General features: G+C 67.4%; 18 protein-coding genes. 13 read left to right on the forward strand and 5 right to left on the reverse strand.

Features of this window, described 5'->3' with window-relative positions; genetic code table 11:
* Positions 1 to 17 precede the first annotated feature (17 nt).
* The 4 genes from PX701_RS11050 to PX701_RS11065 all read left to right on the forward strand — a co-directional run bounded on the left by PX701_RS11050 (position 18) and on the right by PX701_RS11065 (position 5371).
* Positions 18 to 1091, forward strand: coding sequence for a LacI family DNA-binding transcriptional regulator (locus PX701_RS11050; protein WP_231432037.1), 1074 nt, complete (start codon positions 18 to 20; stop codon positions 1089 to 1091).
* 152 nt (positions 1092 to 1243) lie between these two features.
* Entirely contained in the window at positions 1244 to 2788 is a 1545-nt protein-coding gene (gene mmsA, locus PX701_RS11055; RefSeq protein ID WP_231432036.1) for a multiple monosaccharide ABC transporter ATP-binding protein, read from the forward strand.
* A complete protein-coding gene (mmsB, locus tag PX701_RS11060; RefSeq protein WP_231432035.1) occupies positions 2785 to 4137 on the forward strand; it encodes a multiple monosaccharide ABC transporter permease in 1353 nt (450 codons plus the stop codon). The genes mmsA and mmsB overlap by 4 nt, the downstream gene beginning before the upstream one ends.
* Before the next feature lie 112 nt (positions 4138 to 4249).
* Positions 4250 to 5371, forward strand: coding sequence for a substrate-binding domain-containing protein (locus PX701_RS11065; RefSeq protein ID WP_231432034.1), 1122 nt, complete (start codon positions 4250 to 4252; stop codon positions 5369 to 5371).
* A gap of 107 nt (positions 5372 to 5478) precedes the next feature.
* Here PX701_RS11065 and PX701_RS11070 read toward each other — a convergent pair whose 3' ends face one another.
* On the reverse strand, positions 5479 to 5871 hold the full coding sequence (locus PX701_RS11070) for a glyoxalase superfamily protein (RefSeq protein WP_231432391.1): 393 nt from the start codon (positions 5869 to 5871) through the stop codon (positions 5479 to 5481).
* A gap of 155 nt (positions 5872 to 6026) precedes the next feature.
* Between PX701_RS11070 and PX701_RS11075 the strand changes: the two genes are divergently transcribed.
* Positions 6027 to 6611 (forward strand): HhH-GPD-type base excision DNA repair protein, encoded by a 585-nt coding sequence (locus PX701_RS11075; protein ID WP_231432033.1) that lies wholly within the window; start codon positions 6027 to 6029, stop codon positions 6609 to 6611.
* Positions 6612 to 6666: 55 nt separating this feature from the next.
* Here PX701_RS11075 and PX701_RS11080 read toward each other — a convergent pair whose 3' ends face one another.
* A complete protein-coding gene (locus tag PX701_RS11080) occupies positions 6667 to 7467 on the reverse strand; it encodes an alpha/beta fold hydrolase (protein WP_275506297.1) in 801 nt (266 codons plus the stop codon).
* Between the two features lie 572 nt (positions 7468 to 8039).
* Between PX701_RS11080 and nrdH the strand changes: the two genes are divergently transcribed.
* From nrdH to PX701_RS11110, 6 genes are all read left to right on the forward strand, one after another.
* Positions 8040 to 8273, forward strand: a complete 234-nt coding sequence (gene nrdH / locus PX701_RS11085; protein WP_231432031.1) for a glutaredoxin-like protein NrdH — start codon at positions 8040 to 8042, stop codon at positions 8271 to 8273.
* Between the two features lie 52 nt (positions 8274 to 8325).
* Positions 8326 to 8742, forward strand: a complete 417-nt coding sequence (gene nrdI, locus PX701_RS11090; protein WP_231432030.1) for a class Ib ribonucleoside-diphosphate reductase assembly flavoprotein NrdI — start codon at positions 8326 to 8328, stop codon at positions 8740 to 8742.
* 5 nt (positions 8743 to 8747) lie between these two features.
* Positions 8748 to 10874: a class 1b ribonucleoside-diphosphate reductase subunit alpha gene (gene nrdE, locus PX701_RS11095; RefSeq protein ID WP_231432029.1), complete on the forward strand. Its 2127-nt coding sequence runs from the start codon at positions 8748 to 8750 to the stop codon at positions 10872 to 10874.
* An 83-nt stretch (positions 10875 to 10957) separates the two neighbouring features.
* Positions 10958 to 11980, forward strand: coding sequence for a class 1b ribonucleoside-diphosphate reductase subunit beta (gene nrdF / locus PX701_RS11100; protein ID WP_231432028.1), 1023 nt, complete (start codon positions 10958 to 10960; stop codon positions 11978 to 11980).
* Positions 11981 to 12229: 249 nt separating this feature from the next.
* The gene (locus tag PX701_RS11105; RefSeq protein ID WP_231432027.1) at positions 12230 to 12574 is read left to right on the forward strand and encodes a hypothetical protein; all 345 of its coding nucleotides are present in this window, start codon (positions 12230 to 12232) and stop codon (positions 12572 to 12574) included.
* A complete protein-coding gene (locus PX701_RS11110; RefSeq protein ID WP_231432026.1) occupies positions 12571 to 12897 on the forward strand; it encodes a CHY zinc finger protein in 327 nt (108 codons plus the stop codon). Before PX701_RS11105 ends, PX701_RS11110 begins: the two co-directional genes overlap by 4 nt.
* Positions 12898 to 12969: 72 nt before the next feature.
* On the opposite strand, the gene PX701_RS11115 is transcribed toward PX701_RS11110, so the two are convergent.
* Positions 12970 to 13359, reverse strand: coding sequence for an MmcQ/YjbR family DNA-binding protein (locus tag PX701_RS11115; RefSeq protein WP_275506298.1), 390 nt, complete (start codon positions 13357 to 13359; stop codon positions 12970 to 12972).
* Between the two features lie 287 nt (positions 13360 to 13646).
* Here PX701_RS11115 and PX701_RS11120 point away from each other — a divergent pair, with 287 nt between their 5' ends.
* Positions 13647 to 16787, forward strand: a complete 3141-nt coding sequence (locus PX701_RS11120) for a family 20 glycosylhydrolase (protein ID WP_275506299.1) — start codon at positions 13647 to 13649, stop codon at positions 16785 to 16787.
* Between the two features lie 81 nt (positions 16788 to 16868).
* Here PX701_RS11120 and PX701_RS11125 read toward each other — a convergent pair whose 3' ends face one another.
* Together PX701_RS11125 and PX701_RS11130 are read right to left on the reverse strand one after the other, a co-directional pair.
* A complete protein-coding gene (locus PX701_RS11125) occupies positions 16869 to 17546 on the reverse strand; it encodes an SRPBCC domain-containing protein (RefSeq protein WP_275506300.1) in 678 nt (225 codons plus the stop codon).
* 16 nt (positions 17547 to 17562) lie between these two features.
* Positions 17563 to 17973, reverse strand: coding sequence for an ArsR/SmtB family transcription factor (locus PX701_RS11130; RefSeq protein ID WP_275506301.1), 411 nt, complete (start codon positions 17971 to 17973; stop codon positions 17563 to 17565).
* A gap of 72 nt (positions 17974 to 18045) precedes the next feature.
* Between PX701_RS11130 and PX701_RS11135 the strand changes: the two genes are divergently transcribed.
* On the forward strand, positions 18046 to 18630 hold the full coding sequence (locus PX701_RS11135; protein ID WP_231432021.1) for a uracil-DNA glycosylase family protein: 585 nt from the start codon (positions 18046 to 18048) through the stop codon (positions 18628 to 18630).
* Positions 18631 to 18695 lie beyond the last annotated feature (65 nt).

Genomic DNA, 18695 nt, shown 5'->3' on the forward strand with positions numbered 1-18695 from the left:
TCCAGAACGGTCTGGCAGTGAATCCTGAGACACCCAAGGGGCGGGCGCCCAGCATCCGCGATGTCGCGCGCCTGGCCGAGGTCTCGCACCAGACGGTCTCGCGGGTGCTGAACGATCACCCGAGCATCCGGCCCGAGACCCGCGAGCGCGTGCTCGCCGCGATGGAGACGCTGCAGTACCGGCCGAATCGGGCGGCCCGCGCGCTCGTCACGAGCCGCTCGCACACGATCGGCGTGCTCGCCTCGACGAGCACCGAGTACGGCCCGGCGACGAGCATCGCCGCGATCGAGGACGCGGCGCGCGAGCACGGCTACTACGTCAACACCGCGAACATCGCCGACCAGTCCGCCGAGGGCATCGCCGACGCGCTCGAGCACCTGATGCTGCAGGCGATCGAGGGGCTCGTCGTGATCGCGCCGCAGGTGCGCGTCTTCGAGGTGCTGGCCGCCTCGCCGGTGGGCGTGCCGTTCGTGAGCCTGCAGTCCACGGGGCGCAGCGACCACCTCGCGCTGTCGGTCGACCAGGTCACCGGCGCCCGTCGCGCGACGCAGCACCTGATCAACCTCGGCCACCGCCAGATCGTGCACCTCGCGGGCCCGCAGGACTGGATCGAGGCCGAGGCGCGGATGCGCGGGTTCCTCGACGCCATCGGCGACGCCGACCTCGACCTGCGCCCGCCGATCCTCGGCGACTGGAGCGCGGACTTCGGCTACTTCGCGGGGCGCGAGCTGCTGCGGCATCGCGACTTCACCGCGGTGTTCGCGGCCAACGACCAGATGGCGATCGGCTTCATGCATGCCGTGCGCGACATGGGCCTCGACGTGCCGGGCGACATCAGCGTCGTCGGGTTCGACGACATCCCGGTCGCGCAGCACGTGTGGCCGCCGCTGACCACGGTCTACCAGGACTACCGCGAGACCGGCCGGCGCGCGGTGGCGCTGCTCCTGAACCAGGTGCACGGCGAGCGGGTGCTCGAGGTCGAGCAGGTCGTGCCCCGGCTCGTCGTCCGGGGCTCGACGGCCGAGGCGCCCGTCGTCCGCGCGGCGGGGGACGCCACGGGGGGCGCGCCGGGCCGACGGTCGCGGGTCTGACCCCCGTCCGGGGCCCCGCTTGACACCGGCCGATCTCGGATGCACCATTGGTTCCGATGTGAACGGTCACACGAGTCACATCGAGTCCTGGATCCTGACACAGAGGTCGTGATGAACCCGTCGACGATGACCGCAGCACCGGCAGGCCGCCGATGAGCGCGCAGCCGATCCTCGAGATGCGCTCCATCACGAAGGAATTCCCCGGCGTCAAGGCGCTCTCCGAGGTCACCCTCACCGTGATGCCGGCCGAGATCCACGCGATCTGCGGTGAGAACGGCGCCGGCAAGTCGACGCTCATGAAGGTGCTCTCAGGCGTCTACCCGCACGGCACCTACACGGGCGAGATCTACTTCCGTGGCGAGGAGGTGCAGTTCAAGGACATCCGCGCCAGCGAGGCGGCCGGCATCGCGATCATCCACCAGGAGCTCGCGCTCATCCCCGAGCTGTCGATCACCGAGAACATCTTCCTCGGCAACGAGATCGCCAAGCGCGGCCGCATCGACTGGGCCGAGGCCAAGATCCGCGCCCTCGACCTGCTCGCCCGCGTCGGCCTCGAGGAGGACCCCGACACCCAGATCAAGCACCTCGGCGTCGGCAAGCAGCAGCTCGTCGAGATCGCGAAGGCGCTCGCGAAGGACGTGAAGCTCCTCATCCTCGACGAGCCGACGGCGGCGCTCAACGAGGACGACTCCGAGCACCTGCTCGACCTGATCCGCGGCCTCAAGGGCAAGGGGATCACCTCGATCATGATCTCCCACAAGCTCAACGAGATCGAGGAGATCGCCGACGAGATCACGATCATCCGAGACGGCCACACGATCGAGACTCTCGACGTGAAGGCCGGCGGCGTCGATGAGGACCGCATCATCCGCGGCATGGTCGGCCGCTCCCTCGAGAGCCGGTTCCCCGACCGCACCCCGCACATCGGCGACGTGTTCTTCGAGGTGAAGGACTGGACGATCCAGCACCCGCAGGTGCCCGAGCGCCTCGTCGCGAAGGGCTCGAGCTTCAACGTGCGCCGCGGCGAGATCGTCGGCCTCGCGGGCCTCATGGGCGCCGGCCGGACCGAGCTCGCGATGAGCATCTTCGGCCGCTCGTACGGCAACTACCTCGCCGGCACGATCGTGAAGGACGGCAAGGAGATCGTCCTGAAGGACGTCGAGTCGGCGATCGAGCACGGCCTGGCCTACGTGAGTGAGGACCGCAAGCAGCTCGGCCTCAACCTGCTCGACACGATCAAGCGGTCGATCGTCGCGGCGAAGCTCTCCAAAATCTCGAAGCGCGGCGTCGTCGACGACTCGCAGGAGTTCGGCATCGCGGAGGAGTACCGCAAGCAGCTGCGCATCAAGACCCCGAGCGTCGACGTCGGCGTCTCGAAGCTCTCGGGCGGCAACCAGCAGAAGGTCGTGCTGGCGAAGTGGATGTTCACCGACCCCGACCTGCTCATCCTCGACGAGCCGACCCGCGGCATCGACGTCGGCGCCAAGTACGAGATCTACACGATCATCCAGGCGCTCGCGGCGCAGGGCAAGGGCGTCATCCTCATCTCGAGCGAGCTGCCCGAACTGCTCGGCATAGCCGACCGCATCTACACGGTCTTCGAAGGCCAGATCACCGACAACATCCCCGCATCAGAGGCGAACCCCGAGGCGCTCATGCGCAGCATGACCTCGGCCAAGAAGAAGGCGAACGCATGAGCACCGCGAGCACCCCTGCGAGCCCCCAGAAGAAGGGCGGCCTCTCCGACATCCGGAAGGTCTTCGGAGGCGGCCAGTCGAGCCTGCGCCAGTTCGGCATCCTCGGCAGCCTGATCGTCATCATCCTGATCTTCCAGATCTGGACCGACGGGCTGACGCTCTCGCCGACGAACCTGATCAACGTCGTCAACCAGTACTCCTACATCCTGATCCTGTCGATCGGCATGGTGATGGTCATCATCATGGGCCACATCGACCTGTCGGTCGGCTCGGTCGCGGCGTTCACCGGCATCGTCGTGGCGAAGGCGATGGCCGAATGGAACATGCCGTGGCCGCTCGCCATCCTGCTCGGCCTCGCCGTCGGCATCGCGATCGGTGCGTGGCAGGGCTTCTGGGTCGCGTTCGTCGGGGTACCGGCGTTCATCGTGACATTGGCGGGCATGCTCGTGTTCCGAGGCGGCAACCAGTTCATCGGCCAGTCGACGACGACGCCGGTGCCGCAGGAGTTCAGCTTCATCGGCGCCGGCTACCTGCCCGAGCTCTCGGTGCCGCTCGACTTCAACGTGCTCACGATGCTGCTCGGCCTCGCGGGCGCCGCCTGGATCGTCTGGAACGAGATCCACCTGCGCCGTACGCAGAAGAAGCTGGGCTCCGAGATGGCGCCCGTCTGGGTGAGCGTCGTCAAGGTCGTCGTGCTCGCGGGCGTCATCCTCTGGGCCGCGTGGCTGTTCGCGACCGGTCGCCCCGGCACGAGCTTCCCGATCTCGGGCATCATCCTCGTCGTCCTCGTGATCGTGTACTCGTTCATCACGAACAACACGATCTTCGGCCGCCACATCTACGCAGTCGGCGGCAACCGCCTCGCGGCGACCCTCTCGGGCGTGAAGGACCGCAGAGTCGACTTCTTCGTCATGATGAACATGTCGGTGCTCGCCGCCCTCGCGGGCATGATCTTCGTCGCCCGCTCGACCGCCTCCGGTCCGCAGGACGGCAACGGCTGGGAGCTCGACGCGATCGCGGCCGTGTTCATCGGCGGCGCGGCGGTCTCGGGCGGCATCGGCACCGTGATCGGGTCGATCGTCGGTGGCCTCGTCATGGCCTTCCTCAACAACGGCCTGCAGCTCATCGGCGCCGGCGCCGACGTCGTGCAGATCATCAAGGGCCTCGTGCTGCTGCTGGCGGTCGCGGTCGACGTCTGGTCGAAGCGCCAGGGCGGTGCCTCGATCTTCGGCATCTGGTCGAACCGCCGCAAGGCGAGGCTCGAGTCGCAGGGTCCCACCGAACCCCCTGCGGTCGCCCCCACCAACGTGTCGAACGAGTCGTCCCAGCCGGCCGACCTGCCGCGGTGACGAAACGGATGCCTCGGCGCCGCGCCGAGGCATCCACGGGCACCCTCGCCCGCCCCAGAGACCTTCCCCTCCAAGAGAAGTCCGAATATCCCAACCAGAAAGTGATTGATCAATGAAGAAGCTCACTCTCGCAGCCACCGCCGTGGCCGCGATCGCAGCCCTCGCGCTGACGGGTTGCTCCGGCGACCGCGGCGGTTCGTCGGGCGGCGGCGACGAGACCACCTCGGCCGGTTTCGCCGCCGACTCGACCATCGGCGTGGCCCTGCCCGACAAGACCAGTGAGAACTGGGTGCTCGCGGGCGGCCTCTTCGAGGACGGCCTGAAGGAGGCCGGCTTCAAGGGCGACGTGCAGTACGCCCCGGCCTCGAACACCGTCGCCGAGCAGCAGAACCAGATCTCGGCCATGGTCACCAACGGCGCGAAGGTCATCGTCATCGGCGCGAAGGACGGCAAGCAGCTCGGCACGCAGCTGCAGCAGGCCGCCGACGCGGGCGTCAAGATCATCGCCTACGACCGGCTCATCGAGAACACGCCGAACGTCGACTACTACGTCGCGTTCGACAACTTCAAGGTCGGCCAGCTGCAGGGCCAGGCCCTGCTCGACGGTCTCGCCGCACGTTCGGGCCACGAGGCGCCGTACAACATCGAGCTCTTCAGCGGCTCGCCCGACGACGCGAACTCGGCCGTGTTCTTCAACGGCGCGATGGAGGTGCTGCAGCCGAAGATCGACGACGGCACCCTCGTGGTGACCTCGGGCCAGACCGACATCGCGCAGACCGCGACGCAGGGCTGGGAGGCCGAGAACGCGCAGAGCCGCATGGACTCGCTGCTCGCGGCGAACTACGCGTCGGCGAACATCGACGGCGTGCTCTCGCCGAACGACAACCTCGCCCGCGCGATCCTCACCTCGATCAAGCAGGCCGGCAAGGACGTCTCGAAGGTGACCGTCACCGGTCAGGACTCCGAGGTCGAGTCGGTGAAGTCGATCATGGCCGGTGAGCAGTACTCGACCATCAACAAGGACACGACCCTCCTCGTGGAGCAGACGATCAACATGATCAAGCAGCTCCAGGCCGGCGAAGAGGTCGACGTCAACGACACCGAGCAGTACGACAACGGCGTGAAGGTCGTTCCCGCGTACCTGCTCGACCCGGTCATCGTGACCAAGGAGAACGCGGCCGAGGCGTACGCCAACAACCCGAACCTCCTCGACATCGTCAACCAGGCGGGCTGACCGCTCCGGACGACGACGCACTGACGGCGGCCCTCGCTCCTTCGGGAGCGGGGGCCGTCGTCATGCGCGGGCGGCGGGCCGTCGGCGGCGACCCGGCCGCGCCGGGGTCACTCGGCCCGCGCCTGCTGCGACCACTCGGGCAGCTGCTGCAGCGTCCACTTGTTGCCGTCGGGGTCGGCGAACGTGACGAACCGGCCCCACGGCTGCTCGTCGACGCCCTGCGCGTCGACGCCGGCGGCGCGCAGCTGGGCGAGGGCGGCGTCGGCGTCGGGGATCACCGCCTGGATCACGTCGAGCCTGCCGGGCTCGATCGTCGCGCCCATGCCCTCGCCGATGGCGATCGAGCACGCCGAACCGGGTGGGGTGATCTGCACGAAGCGCAGGGTCTCGCTCACGCGCTGGTCGTAGTCGACGTTGAAGCCGCACCGGTCGGCGTAGAACGCCTTCGCGCGGTCGACGTCGGTGACGGGCACGTGGATGAGTTCGATCTTGACGTCCATCTCGATGGCCATGGCTCTTCTCCGTTGATCGTCGGTGATGCTGAATCGTTGAAGGATCTCGGGTCTCGCGACGCGGGCTGCGGGCTCGACCCCCATTCCAGCACCGGGCGCCGACATCCGCATCCCGGTGGCCGCTCGTGGCCCCCGGTGCGAGGATGGATCGCATGGCTCTGCACATCACCGACGACCCGGCCGCCGACGAACTGCTCTCGACCGACGCGTTCGCGCTGCTCACGGGCATGCTGCTCGACCAGCAGGTCGCGATGGAGACGGCGTTCTCGGGCCCGGCCAAGATCCGCGAGCGGCTCGGCACGATCGAGCCCGCGGCGATCGCCGCGACCGACCCCGATGCGCTCGTCGAGGTGTTCCGGCAGACTCCCGCGGTGCACCGGTACCCCGGCTCGATGGCCGGGCGGGTGCAGGCGCTCGCCGCCGCGGTGCGCGACGAGTGGGGCGGCGACGCCGCCGCCGTCTGGACGCAGGGCGACCCGTCGGGCGCCGAGGTGCTGAAGCGCCTGAAGGCGCTGCCGGGCTTCGGCGAGCAGAAGGCGAAGATCTTCCTGGCCCTCCTCGGCAAGCAGTGCGGCCTCGAGGCGCCGGGCTGGCGCGAGGCGGCGGGCGCCTACGGCGACGAGGGCTCGTTCTCGTCGGTCGCCGACATCGTGAGCCCCGAGTCGCTGGCGAAGGTGCGCGCCCACAAGCAGGCGATGAAGGCGGCGGCGAAGGCCGCCAGGGCCTGAACCATCGAACACGGCGGATGCCTCGGGGCCGGCCCCGAGGCATCCGCGATGCGGGTCAGCCGACGAGGAACCCGGCGATCGCGAGCGCCATCGTCGACGGCTCCCACGCGTGGTTCACGGCGGGCATGCTGCGCGACTCGGCGTTCGGCATCGACGCGACGATCGAGGCGGCAGCGGCGGTCATGATCGGCAGGGTCTCCTCGCCGACGAGGGCGAGCGTGGGCGCGGTGACGCCCCGCCACAGTTCGGCGCGCGGTGCCGACTGGCTCCAGGCGAGCGACTCGGCGTCGGGTTCGAGGCTCGGACCGAGCTCGAGCATGAGCGGCCATGCGGGGCTCTGCTTCGCGCCGGCGAGCCATTCGGGCGGCATGTCCGCCATGTAGTGCTCGATGACGGCGGCGGGGTCGCCGGCCGCGATCCGCTCGCGGAGGCCCGCGAGGAACTCGTCGCCCTGACCGCCGAGCTCCTCGTCGAGCGGCACCTCGAACAGCACGAGCTTCGAGACGGGCAGGCCCGCCGCGGCCGCGGCCAACGCGATCGCGCCGCCGGAGGAGTTGCCGAACAGTGCGACGTCGTCGGCGATGGCATCGCGTCGCAGTTCGTCGGTGATCGCCCGCAGGTCGTCGACGGTCTGGGCGAGGGTGATCGGGGGAGCGGCGGGACTCTCACCGCGCCCGCGCCGGTCGAAGTTCACGACGTCGAAGCCGTGGGCGGCGAGGGCCGCGGCCATTGCGACCGTCGTCGGGTCGAATGCGCGATACTGCATCGCTCCGCCGACGAGGATCACGGGCGGCCCGTAGCCTGCTCGGTCGAAGGCGATGCGCGTGCCGTCGGCTGAGGTCACGAACTCGGTCATGCGGCCTCCCATGCTCGCGCACAGGCTACGCCGCGGGGCCGGTCGACTCCACCGGTCGCGGCGACGATGCGCCGACGCGGGCGATGAAGGCGGGACGGTACCCGGCTCGTCGCTTGGGGGGACGCCGAGTACCGTCCCTACTGAAGAGATGCGCCCGCGGCCGGATCATGACGCCGGTCGACGGAATTCATGAGTCGGGCTCGAGACGCGCGCGCGTCGCCGGCCCGATGTCGGTGGTCGGTGGCATGGTGGAGGCACAACACCATATGTAGGGGTATCGGTGCCGAAAGGCCCCAAAGTGTCGTGCAGCGCGACACGCCGGGGATTCATCCACAGTCGAGAAATCTCGATTCGGCACAGCTGTGGAGAACCTCGCGCCGAAGCCCGGAAACAGGCCGATCATCGCGACTTCGGTTGTTCACAACCGGTGGAAAACCCCGTGGATAACTACACGAATGTAACTACAGCATGTTGTGGCGGTTCAGTTCGGCAGACACTAGATGTAGTATTGAAGTACCAAATAGCAACACGGGGGACGGGCTCCTCCAGGGCCCGAGAACGAGGGGAAAACAATGACGGTCACGGTCTACACCAAGCCTTCTTGCGTCCAGTGCAACGCGACGTATCGCGCCCTCGACAGCAAGGGCATCGAGTACGAAGTGCTCGACCTTTCTGTCGACGAGAGCGCGCTCGCGCAGGTCAAGGAGCTCGGCTACCTGCAGGCCCCGGTCGTCATCACCGACGAAGACCACTGGTCGGGCTTCCGCCCCGACAAGATCGACGAGCTCGCCGCCCGTCTCGCCTAGTCGCGTCCGGTGAGCTCGGGGGAGTGAACCGGAACCGCGAAGGGAGACGATCATGACGAACCTGGTCTACTTCTCGAGCGTCTCGGGCAACACGAAGCGCTTCATCGAGAAGCTCGGCCGCCCGGCCGAGCGCATTCCGCTGCACGCCCGCGACGAGGCACTGCACGCCGACGAGCCGTTCGTGCTCGTCGTCCCGACCTACGGCGGAGGCGACGGCAAGGGCGCCGTGCCGAAGCAGGTCATCAAGTTCCTCAACGACGAGCGCAATCGCGCGCTCATCCGCGGCGTGATCAGCGCCGGCAACACCAATTTCGGGTCGGCCTACTGCCTCGCCGGCGACATCATCGCCGCGAAGTGCAAGGTGCCGCACCTCTACCGCTTCGAAGTATTCGGAACCCCTGACGACGTTCGCGCCGTCGACGATGGATTGGACGCATTTTGGTCAAGTCAACTGCAGCAGACGGCGTAGCGCTCATGGAGGCCCCGCGCACGGCGATGGACTATCACTCGCTCAACGCGATGCTGAACCTGTACGGTCCGAACGGCGAGATCCAGTTCGACAAAGACCGCGAGGCGGCGCGCGAGTACTTCCTGCAGCACGTCAACCAGAACACGGTCTTCTTCCACTCGCTGAAGGAACGGCTCGACTACCTCGTCGAGAAGGAGTACTACGAGCCCCAGGTGCTCGAGCAGTACTCGTTCGAGTTCATCCAGAAGCTCAACGACCTCGCCTACTCGAAGAAGTTCCGCTTCGAGACGTTCCTCGGGGCGTTCAAGTACTACACGAGCTACACGCTCAAGACGTTCGACGGCAAGCGCTACCTCGAGCGCTTCGAGGACCGCGTCGTCATGACCGCGCTCGGGCTCGCGCAGGGCGACGAGCAGCTCGCGATCGACCTGGTGGAAGAGATCATCGGCGGCCGCTTCCAGCCGGCCACGCCGACCTTCCTCAACACGGGCAAGGCGCAGCGCGGCGAGCTCGTCTCGTGCTTCCTGCTGCGCATCGAAGACAACATGGAGTCGATCGCCCGCGGCATCAACTCGGCCCTGCAGCTGTCGAAGCGCGGCGGCGGCGTGGCACTGCTGCTCTCGAACATCCGCGAGTCGGGCGCCCCGATCAAGCAGATCGAGAACCAGTCGTCGGGCATCATCCCCGTCATGAAGCTGCTCGAGGACTCGTTCAGCTACGCGAACCAGCTCGGTGCCCGCCAGGGCGCCGGTGCGGTGTACCTCAGCGCGCACCACCCCGACATCATGCGGTTCCTCGACACGAAGCGCGAGAACGCCGACGAGAAGATCCGCATCAAGACGCTGTCGCTCGGCGTCGTCGTGCCCGACATCACGTTCGAGCTCGCGAAGAACAACGAGGACATGTACCTCTTCTCGCCCTACGACGTCGAGAAGGTCTACGGCAAGCCGTTCGGCGATGTGCCGATCACCGAGCACTACCGCGAGATGGTCGACAACCCGCGCATCAAGAAGACGAAGATCAACGCGCGCGACTTCTTCCAGACGATCGCCGAGATCCAGTTCGAGTCGGGCTACCCGTACATCGTGTTCGAAGACACGGTGAACAAGGCGAACCCGATCAAGGGCCGCATCAACATGTCGAACCTCTGCAGCGAGATCCTGCAGGTGAACACGCCGACGACCTACAACGAGGACCTCTCGTACAAGGAGATCGGCAAGGACATCTCCTGCAACCTGGGTTCGCTGAACATCGCGCTCACGATGGACTCGCCCGACTTCGGCAAGACCGTCGAGACCGCGATCCGCGGCCTGACGTCGGTGTCGAACCAGAGCCACATCACCTCGGTGCGCTCGGTCGAGGACGGCAACGACAAGTCCCACGCCATCGGCCTCGGCCAGATGAACCTGCACGGCTACCTCGCCCGTGAGCGCATCTTCTACGGCTCCGAAGAGGGCATCGACTTCACGAACATCTACTTCTACACGGTGCTGTTCCACGCGCTGCGCGCGTCGAACCGGATCGCGATCGAGCGCGGTGAGGTCTTCGACGGCTTCGCCGACTCGAAGTACGCATCGGGCGAGTTCTTCGACAAGTACACGGATGCCGCGTGGGTGCCCGAGACGGCGAAGGTCACGCAGCTCTTCGCCGACGCCGGCGTGCACATCCCGACGCAGCAGGACTGGCTCGAGCTCAAGGCCTCGATCCAGGAGCACGGCATCTACAACCAGAACCTGCAGGCGGTGCCGCCGACCGGCTCGATCTCGTACATCAACAACTCGACGGCGTCGATCCACCCGATCGCCTCGAAGATCGAGATCCGGAAAGAGGGCAAGCTCGGGCGCGTCTACTACCCGGCGGCGTTCATGACGAACGACAACCTCGAGTACTACCAGGACGCGTACGAGATCGGCTACGAGAAGGTCATCGACACCTACGCCGCGGCGACGCAGCACGTCGACCAGGGCCTCTCGCTCACGCTCTTCTTCAAGGACACGGCGACGACCCGCGACATCAACAAGGCGCAGATCTACGCATGGAAGAAGGGGATCAAGACGATCTACTACATCCGCCTGCGTCAGCTCGCGCTCGAGGGCACGAACCTGGACGAGTGCGTCAGCTGCATGCTCTGAGCATTGCTCGGTCGGTCGAGTAGCGAAGCGTATCGAGACCACCGGCCCCGCGACATCCAACCCCTCTTCTCGAAGGAACCGACATGACCCTCACCGATCCGGTCAACGCGGCCGGCAACGACCCGGCGCACACCGGCGGCAAGCTCAAGCTCGTCGACCACGTCAACGCCATCAACTGGAACCGCATCCAGGACGACAAGGACCTCGAGGTCTGGAACCGCCTGGTGAACAACTTCTGGCTGCCCGAGAAGGTGCCGCTGTCGAACGACATCCAGTCGTGGAACACGCTGACGCCCGACGAGCAGACGCTGACGATGCGGGTGTTCACCGGCCTCACGCTGCTCGACACGATCCAGGGCACGGTCGGTGCGGTCTCGCTCATCCCCGACGCGATCACCCCGCACGAAGAGGCGGTCTACACGAACATCGCGTTCATGGAGTCGGTGCACGCGAAGAGCTACTCGTCGATCTTCTCGACGCTGTGCTCGACGAAGGAGATCGACGATGCCTTCCGCTGGTCGGTCGACAACGAGAACCTGCAGAAGAAGGCCGCGATCGTCATGGAGTACTACCGTGGCGACGAACCCCTGAAGCGCAAGGTCGCCTCGACGCTGCTCGAGAGCTTCCTGTTCTACTCGGGCTTCTACCTGCCGATGTACTGGTCGAGCCGTGCGAAGCTCACCAACACGGCCGACCTCATCCGCCTCATCATCCGCGACGAGGCCGTGCACGGGTACTACATCGGCTACAAGTTCCAGAAGGGCCTCGAGCTGGTCGACCAGGCCACGCGCGACGACCTCAAGGACTACACGTTCTCGCTGCTCTACGAGCTCTACGACAACGAGGTGCAGTACACGCAAGACCTCTACGACGGCGTCGGCCTGACCGAAGACGTCAAGAAGTTCCTGCACTACAACGCCAACAAGGCCCTCATGAACCTCGGCTACGAGCCGATGTTCCCGAAGACCGTCACCGACGTGAACCCGGCGATCCTCTCGGCGCTCTCGCCGAACGCCGACGAGAACCACGACTTCTTCAGCGGGTCGGGGTCGTCGTACGTGATCGGCAAGGCCGTGGTCACCGAAGACGAGGACTGGGACTTCTAGGCCGTCCAGCGTTCGCATGAGAGGTGGATGCCGCGAGGCATCCACCTCTTCTGGCGCACGGCGACGGACGCAGGGGGATTCAACGTCGGCGTACGTTCGAGGAGGCTCGCCACGGTAGGTTCGACGCGGGACTCGGGTCGAGTCCGACGGCCGCACGCCGATCGAGGAGAGGGAGTTGTGGGGAGATCGAATGCTCGTCGTCGCAAGAAGCGGACGAAGCGAGCCGCAGCCGCGGTCAACCGCGCGCCCGTGAGGCGCCCCCGCTTCCAACTCATCTACAAGGGCGACCCCGCGCGGTCGATCTATCTGGTGTCGGGCGCGGTGTTCCTCATCGGACTTGCGCTCATCCTGCTCGAGATCATCGTCTTCGGCGTCATCTTCGGCGCACCCGACTGGGTGTACCCGCCGATGTGGGTGACGGTCGTCGTATGGATCCTCGGCACCCTGACGATGTGCACCATGATGATCGTCGAAGTGATCCTCCGATTGCGAGGCAAGCCCGCCACCTTCGGAATCGCCACGATCGGCGGACGCTACATCGAGGACGTGCGGCCAGACGCCGACGAGCTCGAACACGGTTCGGGGTCGCCGTGAGGCCGCTGGTGCGCGGGGCGGTCGTCGATGCTGAAACCCGCTGCGTTCACTACCGAACCGATCTCGACGTCATCGCCATCGAGTTCGCGTGCTGCGGCGACTTCTATCCCTGTCATCTCTGTCACAGCGAGGCCGTTGATCATCCGGCTGCCCAGTGGCGGACCGAGGAATTTCAGGAACGGGCGGTGCTCTGCGGGGTGTGCGGAACATTGCTGACCATCGCCGAGTATGCGGACGCGCACGCATGTCCGTCCTGCGCGGCGCCGTTCAACCCCGGATGCAAACTGCACTGGGATCTCTACTTCCGCGTCCCGCTCGGCTGATCGATCCCGCACGGAGTTCACCCAAGACAACGACTGGAGCTCTCGGAGGAGTCAGCTCCCCGCGGGGCTCGACTACGCGTCGTCGCCGAAGAACTCGCGCCGCAGGTACTTCGGAGCCTGCACGCGCCACGCCTCGGTCACGAGCTCGGCGAGGTGGTCGGCGTCGATGTGCGCCATGCGGAACGCGATCTTCGGCTCGCCCCACCGGGTGGTCGGGCCGAGGAAGACGTCTGGCGCCATCTCGCGGAGGGCCAGCGCATCGACCGGATCGGCGACCTTCACCCCGACCACGAGCTCGGCCGCGATGATCTCGCGCAGGTCGTCGGGAATGCTCGGCCACGGGTGGCACTCCCACGCGTAGAGCTTGCCGCGCACGAACCAGGCCGCGCCGCCGGTCGTCGCCCGCTCTTCGCTGCCCGGCAGCCGGGCGGCGGCGCGGCGCACATCGTCGAGGTCGGGCACGATGCGAGCCTACGCACAGCAACCGACACACACGTCGACTCGCAGAATGCGACCGGCGATCTCCTCCATTGCCAGGCCGATGATCGTGCCTCCGGCGATGGCTCCGCACCCTCCTCCGGCGATCATGCAGAGCTCGAGGCGTGTGCGTGCGCCACCATCGTCGCCGAGATGTGTCTCGGTCCGGCGAGCGGCGGCGGCATGGGCCTTGTCGAATGACGCGCGGGGCGCTAGTGTCCTCTCAATTACTTTCTTTAGATGGTCAACAAACTTTCTCGACGGAGATGAAGATGAGCAACGACGCCCGCCTCCGAGACCGCCGCCGCCGCCCGCCCGCCCTCCGTCGTGGCATCGCCGCGCTGATCGCGTTGGTCGTCACCGTGAGCGGGTTGGTCTTCGCCGCTGGTCCCGCCTCCGCGGCGGCGAGCCGGGATGTCGCCCGCGAGGGCACGGCGACGGCCCGTTCGACGTACACGCTGAGCGGCAGCTTCGAGCCTGCTCGAATGAATGACGGCGACTCCACGACGCGCTGGGGCTCGCGGTACACCCGTACCAGCCCCAGTGACACGTACGACGTGACGGGGGAGTGGGCTCAGATCGAGCTCGCCGAGCCGACCTACATCCTGAAGGTCGTGCTCGACTGGGAGGCGGCCTACTCGACCGACTACGAGATCCAGGTGTCGAACGACGGGGCGACGTGGACGAGTCTCCGCCGGGTGACCACGCCGACCGGTCAGGCAGCCGGCGGCCACCTCGTGCAGGAGGAGGTGGTCGACACCTCCGACGCATGGTCGTTCGTGCGCGTCGTGTCGCAGGCCACGGCGACGAAGTACGGTCTCTCGCTGTACTCGTTCCAGGTCTGGAACCAGCCTTCGGACACGCCCCCCGGAGAGGCGCGCGACCTGGCCCGCGACGGCAGGGCGACGGCGAAGTCGTTCTACGACGACCGCTTCGTCGCCGCGAACGCGATCGACGGAGACTCGACCACTCGCTGGGGATCGAAGTACACGCGCACGGCGCCGATCTACGACAACACGGCCGACTGGATTCAGGTCGAGCTCGCCGAGGCATCGCGCATCCACACGGTCGTCCTCAACTGGGAGGCGGCCTACGGCAAGAAGTACCTCCTGCAGGTGTCGAACGACGGCACCTCGTGGACCACGGTGCACGATGGCGCCGCAACAGGGGCGGGCGCGCAGAGCATCGTCGTCGACACCGCAGAGGCGTGGAAGTTCGTGCGTATGCAGGGCGTCGAGACGGCGGGCATCTACGGCTACTCGCTGTTCGCCTTCGAGGTCTGGGGAGCCCAGAAGCCCGCCCCGGAGCTGCCGCCCACCGGTGACATCACCCCGCAGCCCGTGTCACGGGCCGACGCCGAGGGCGCGCCGTACGAGATCACCGAGGACAGCCGCATCGTGAGCCCGGCGGCCTTCTCCGAGGCGGCGGGGCTCCTCGCCGACACGCTGCGCGCGAGCACCGGCTTCGAGTTGCCGATCGTGGAGGCGGGCGCCGCGGACGGCGACATCGTGCTGGTCCAGGGCGACCCCGCGTCCGGCGCGGAGCAGCAGTATCAGAAGGCCGAGGCGTACCGCCTCGTGTCGGCGCCGACGGGCGTGCAGATCACCGCGAGCGAGTTGCGCGGCGCGTGGAACGGAACCCGCACGCTGCTGCAACTGCTGCCGGTCTGGGCGCTCGGCGACGACAGCGACGTCGTCCAGGCGTGGAGCGTCGCCGCCACTGAGATCGTGGACTATCCCCGCTTCGCTCAGCGTGGCCTGATGATCGATCCGGCCCGCAACTTCCTCACCGTCGACGCCGTGAAAGCCCTCGTCGACCAGATGTCGCTGGTGAAGATGAACCGCCTGCACATCCATCTGACCGACGACCAGGGCTGGCGCATCCAGATCGACTCCTGGCCGAACCTCACCGCGCACGGCGCGTCGTCGTCGATGGCGGGCGGCCAGTCCGGGTTCTACACGAAGGACGACTTCCGGGACATCGTCGCGTACGCGTCCGCCCGTCAGATCGACGTCGTTCCCGAGATCGACGTTCCCGGCCACTCCGATGCCGCACTTTCGTCGTACCCCGTGCTCGACTGCCAGGAGCGAATCATCCCGATCCGCACGACCGGCGGCATCTCGACCAATTCGCTGTGCGTCGGCAAGCCCGAGGTGACCCGATTCATCTCCGACGTCATCCGCGAGGTCGCCGAGCTCACACCCGGTGAGTACATTCACGTCGGCGCCGACGAAGTCGAGGGCATCACGACGACGCAGTACGGCGAATTCATCCGAATGGTCGAGCAGGTCGCCGCCGACAACGGCAAGAAGATCATCGGCTGGACGCCGATGCCCCAGGCCGGCACGTCGAAGGACGCCGTGCACCAGTACTGGGCGGACCGGAAGAACCATCTCGCAAAGGGTTGGTTCGAGGGGCGCCCGGTCATCCTCTCTCCGGTCAACCACGCGTACATGGACTACAAGTTCCCCGGCGCGCCGCTCGGATTCCGTGAACCGATCTACTCGACCAAGTACCAGTACGCGTGGGACCCGACCGCGGTGATCGATGCCACCACGCGCAAGAATCTGAACGCCTCGTTCGGGCTGACCGAGGCCGACGTGCAGGGTGTGGAGGCTGCCGCATGGGGCGAGACATTCCGTCGAGGCGGCGAGGACCTCGAGTACATGGCGTGGCCCCGCACGCTCGGCATCGCCGACAAGGGGTGGGCGACGCAGTTCGACAGCTCCTCGTTCGAGACGTTCGCGCAGCGAGCCGGCTCGCATGGCGCTCGGCTCCAGCTGCTCGGGGGCAACTTCTGGGCTGATCCTGAGATCCCGTGGCAGACCGCGGTCGTCGGGCGCGAAGTCCCGCAGGTGGAGAGCGGCGAGGTCGCCGGCGTGGTCGCACGGATCGCGAGCCCGAGCGTACCGCTGGCGCAGCTCCAGGCGACGATCACCTGGCCCGACGGTGCCGTCACCGACGGTGTGATCAGCGGGGCCGATGCGGCAGGTGCAGACGCTGCGACGGTCTTCGACGTGACCGGCACCCACGTTCTCGGTGCTGATACCGGCGCCTCGGCGACCGTGACCGTGACCGGTCCTGAAGGCCTCTCGCAGACGGTGCCGTTCCGAGTCGACGTCTACGAGCCCCCCGTCGCCGTCGGAGCCCTGCAGCTGTCGGACGACGAGGTGCGGGCCGGCAAGAAGGTGACCATCACGGCGACAGAGCTGCCTGTCGGCGCGCAGATCGCCCTGACCCTTCGCGGCAACGGGTCGGAGGTCGAGATCGACAGGCTCGTGGCCGATGGGAACGGCACCGCGATGGTGAAGTGGCGCGTGCCAAAGTCGGTCGAGCCCGGGGCCTACGACGTCGTCCTCACCTCCGGACTCGGGAGCGAGGGGCGTATCCCGCTGACGGTCGTCGAGAAGTAGCACGTCTGAGGGGCTCCGTGAGGGGTGGAAGCCGTGAGGCATCCACCCCTCATCGCGTTCGAGCCGGTGGCCCCGCCGCCGTCACCCCATCTCGGCCCCCGCGGCATCACCGGTGTACGCCGCATACGTGCGATCGGACGCACCCTTCGCGACCTCTGCGCTGACCCCGTCGCGCTCGTGAGCCGCGGCCCATGCGTCGGCTGAGCGGCGCATGAACGCCTTCCCCTCATCCGACGCGACCCAGGCCGGGGCCTCTTCGGGCGAGATGCCGTCGTCGCCGCCCGAGAAGTGCAGCGCGAGGCCGAGGAGCCCCTGGTCCCAGCCGATGCCGGTCGCCGACGGCCCGAACTGCTCCCACATGCCGTCGGGCAGGCTCGTCGCCGTGGCGACGTTCTCGAGCTCGAAACGGGTGTGCGAGGCATCCACCTCGATGAGGCGAACGCTCACGATGGCCGGCTCGCCGACGCCCATGCCCCACGTGACCGAGTAGCCGGCCGTGCCGTCGCGCGGCGGCTCGCAGCTCCTGATCTCGCCGCCCGCGTTGCCCTCGAACTGGTACGTGCCGCCGAGTCGCAGGTCGCCCGAGATCGGCAGGAACCAACGCGGAATGCGCTCGGCGCTCGTCACCGCGTCCCACACGTCGTCGATGGGGGAGGGGTAGGTCTGGGTGAGCAATTGCACGTACGTGCGCTCGCCGTCGACCTCCTTCGTCTCGATGCTGCGCGTGACGGCGTCGAGCTGGGCGTTCACGTCAACCATGTCGGTACTCCTTCGTTCAGTCGTCGTGCGGATCGGTGCGGGTGTCGTCGTCAGGCCGGGCGGGCGGGGATGCCCCAGCAGGGCGCTGCTTCTCTGCCGCCTTCCGCTGCGCGAGCCGACCGCGCGCGAGCTCGGTGCCGAGGGCGTCGAGCTTGGGCTCCCAGAACCGGCGGAACGCGTCGAACCAGGCGTCGGCCTGAGCGAGCGGCGCGGGGTCGACCGCGTACAACCGCCGCGCCCCCTCGGGGCGCACGGTCACGAACCCCGACTCGCGAAGCACGCGCAGGTGCTGGGAGACCGCCGGCTGCGAGATGCCGAACTCGGCCTGGATGACACGGCCGACGTCGCCGGCCGACGCCTCACCGTCGGCGATCAGCTCGAGGATGCGGCGCCTGACCGGATCTCCGAGGACATCGAGCGCGTGCATGGGGCAATGATTGCATCATCACTTATATAAGTCAATGATTATTTTCAGGTCACGTCATAGTCTGGTGCGACCATGACCGACGAGATCCAGCGGATCCGCGACGCGATCATCGCCGACGAGCAGAACGCGCCGTTCACCGCCCGCGGCTGGCAGCCCGTCTTCGCCGCTGCGCCCGATTCGCGCATCCTGCTCATCGGCCAGGCTCCCGGCCGCCGGGCGCAAGAGTCGGGGATCCCGTGGAACGACGCCAGCGGCGACACCCTCGTTCGTTGGCTCGGCGTCGACCGAGAGACGTTCCACGACCCGGCGGCGTTCGCGATCGTGCCGATGGACTTCTACTTCCCGGGCAAGGCCGCCTCGGGCGACCTTCCGCCCCGCCGAGGATTCGCGGCGACGTGGCATCCGCCGCTTCTCGAGCAGCTCGCGAGCGTGCGGCTGACCGTCCTCGTCGGCGCGTACGCCCAGCGGGCCTACCTGCCCGACCGGCGGATGACGCTCACCGAGACCGTTCGCCACTGGCGCGACTACGGGCCCGAGGTCCTCCCCGTCGTCCACCCGTCGCCGCGCAACATCGCCTGGCAGCAGCGCAACCCGTGGTTCGAGGCCGAGACGGTTCCCGCGCTGCGTGCTGCGGTCGCGGCGGCGCTGAGCGCTTGAGCAGCGCCGAGGTCGTCAGCGCACGCGGGTGCGGCATGCACGTTCGGCCATGATGCGCGCCCGAC

The sequence above is a fragment of the Agromyces chromiiresistens genome (assembly GCF_029167465.1).
Lineage (GTDB): Bacteria > Actinomycetota > Actinomycetes > Actinomycetales > Microbacteriaceae > Agromyces > Agromyces chromiiresistens.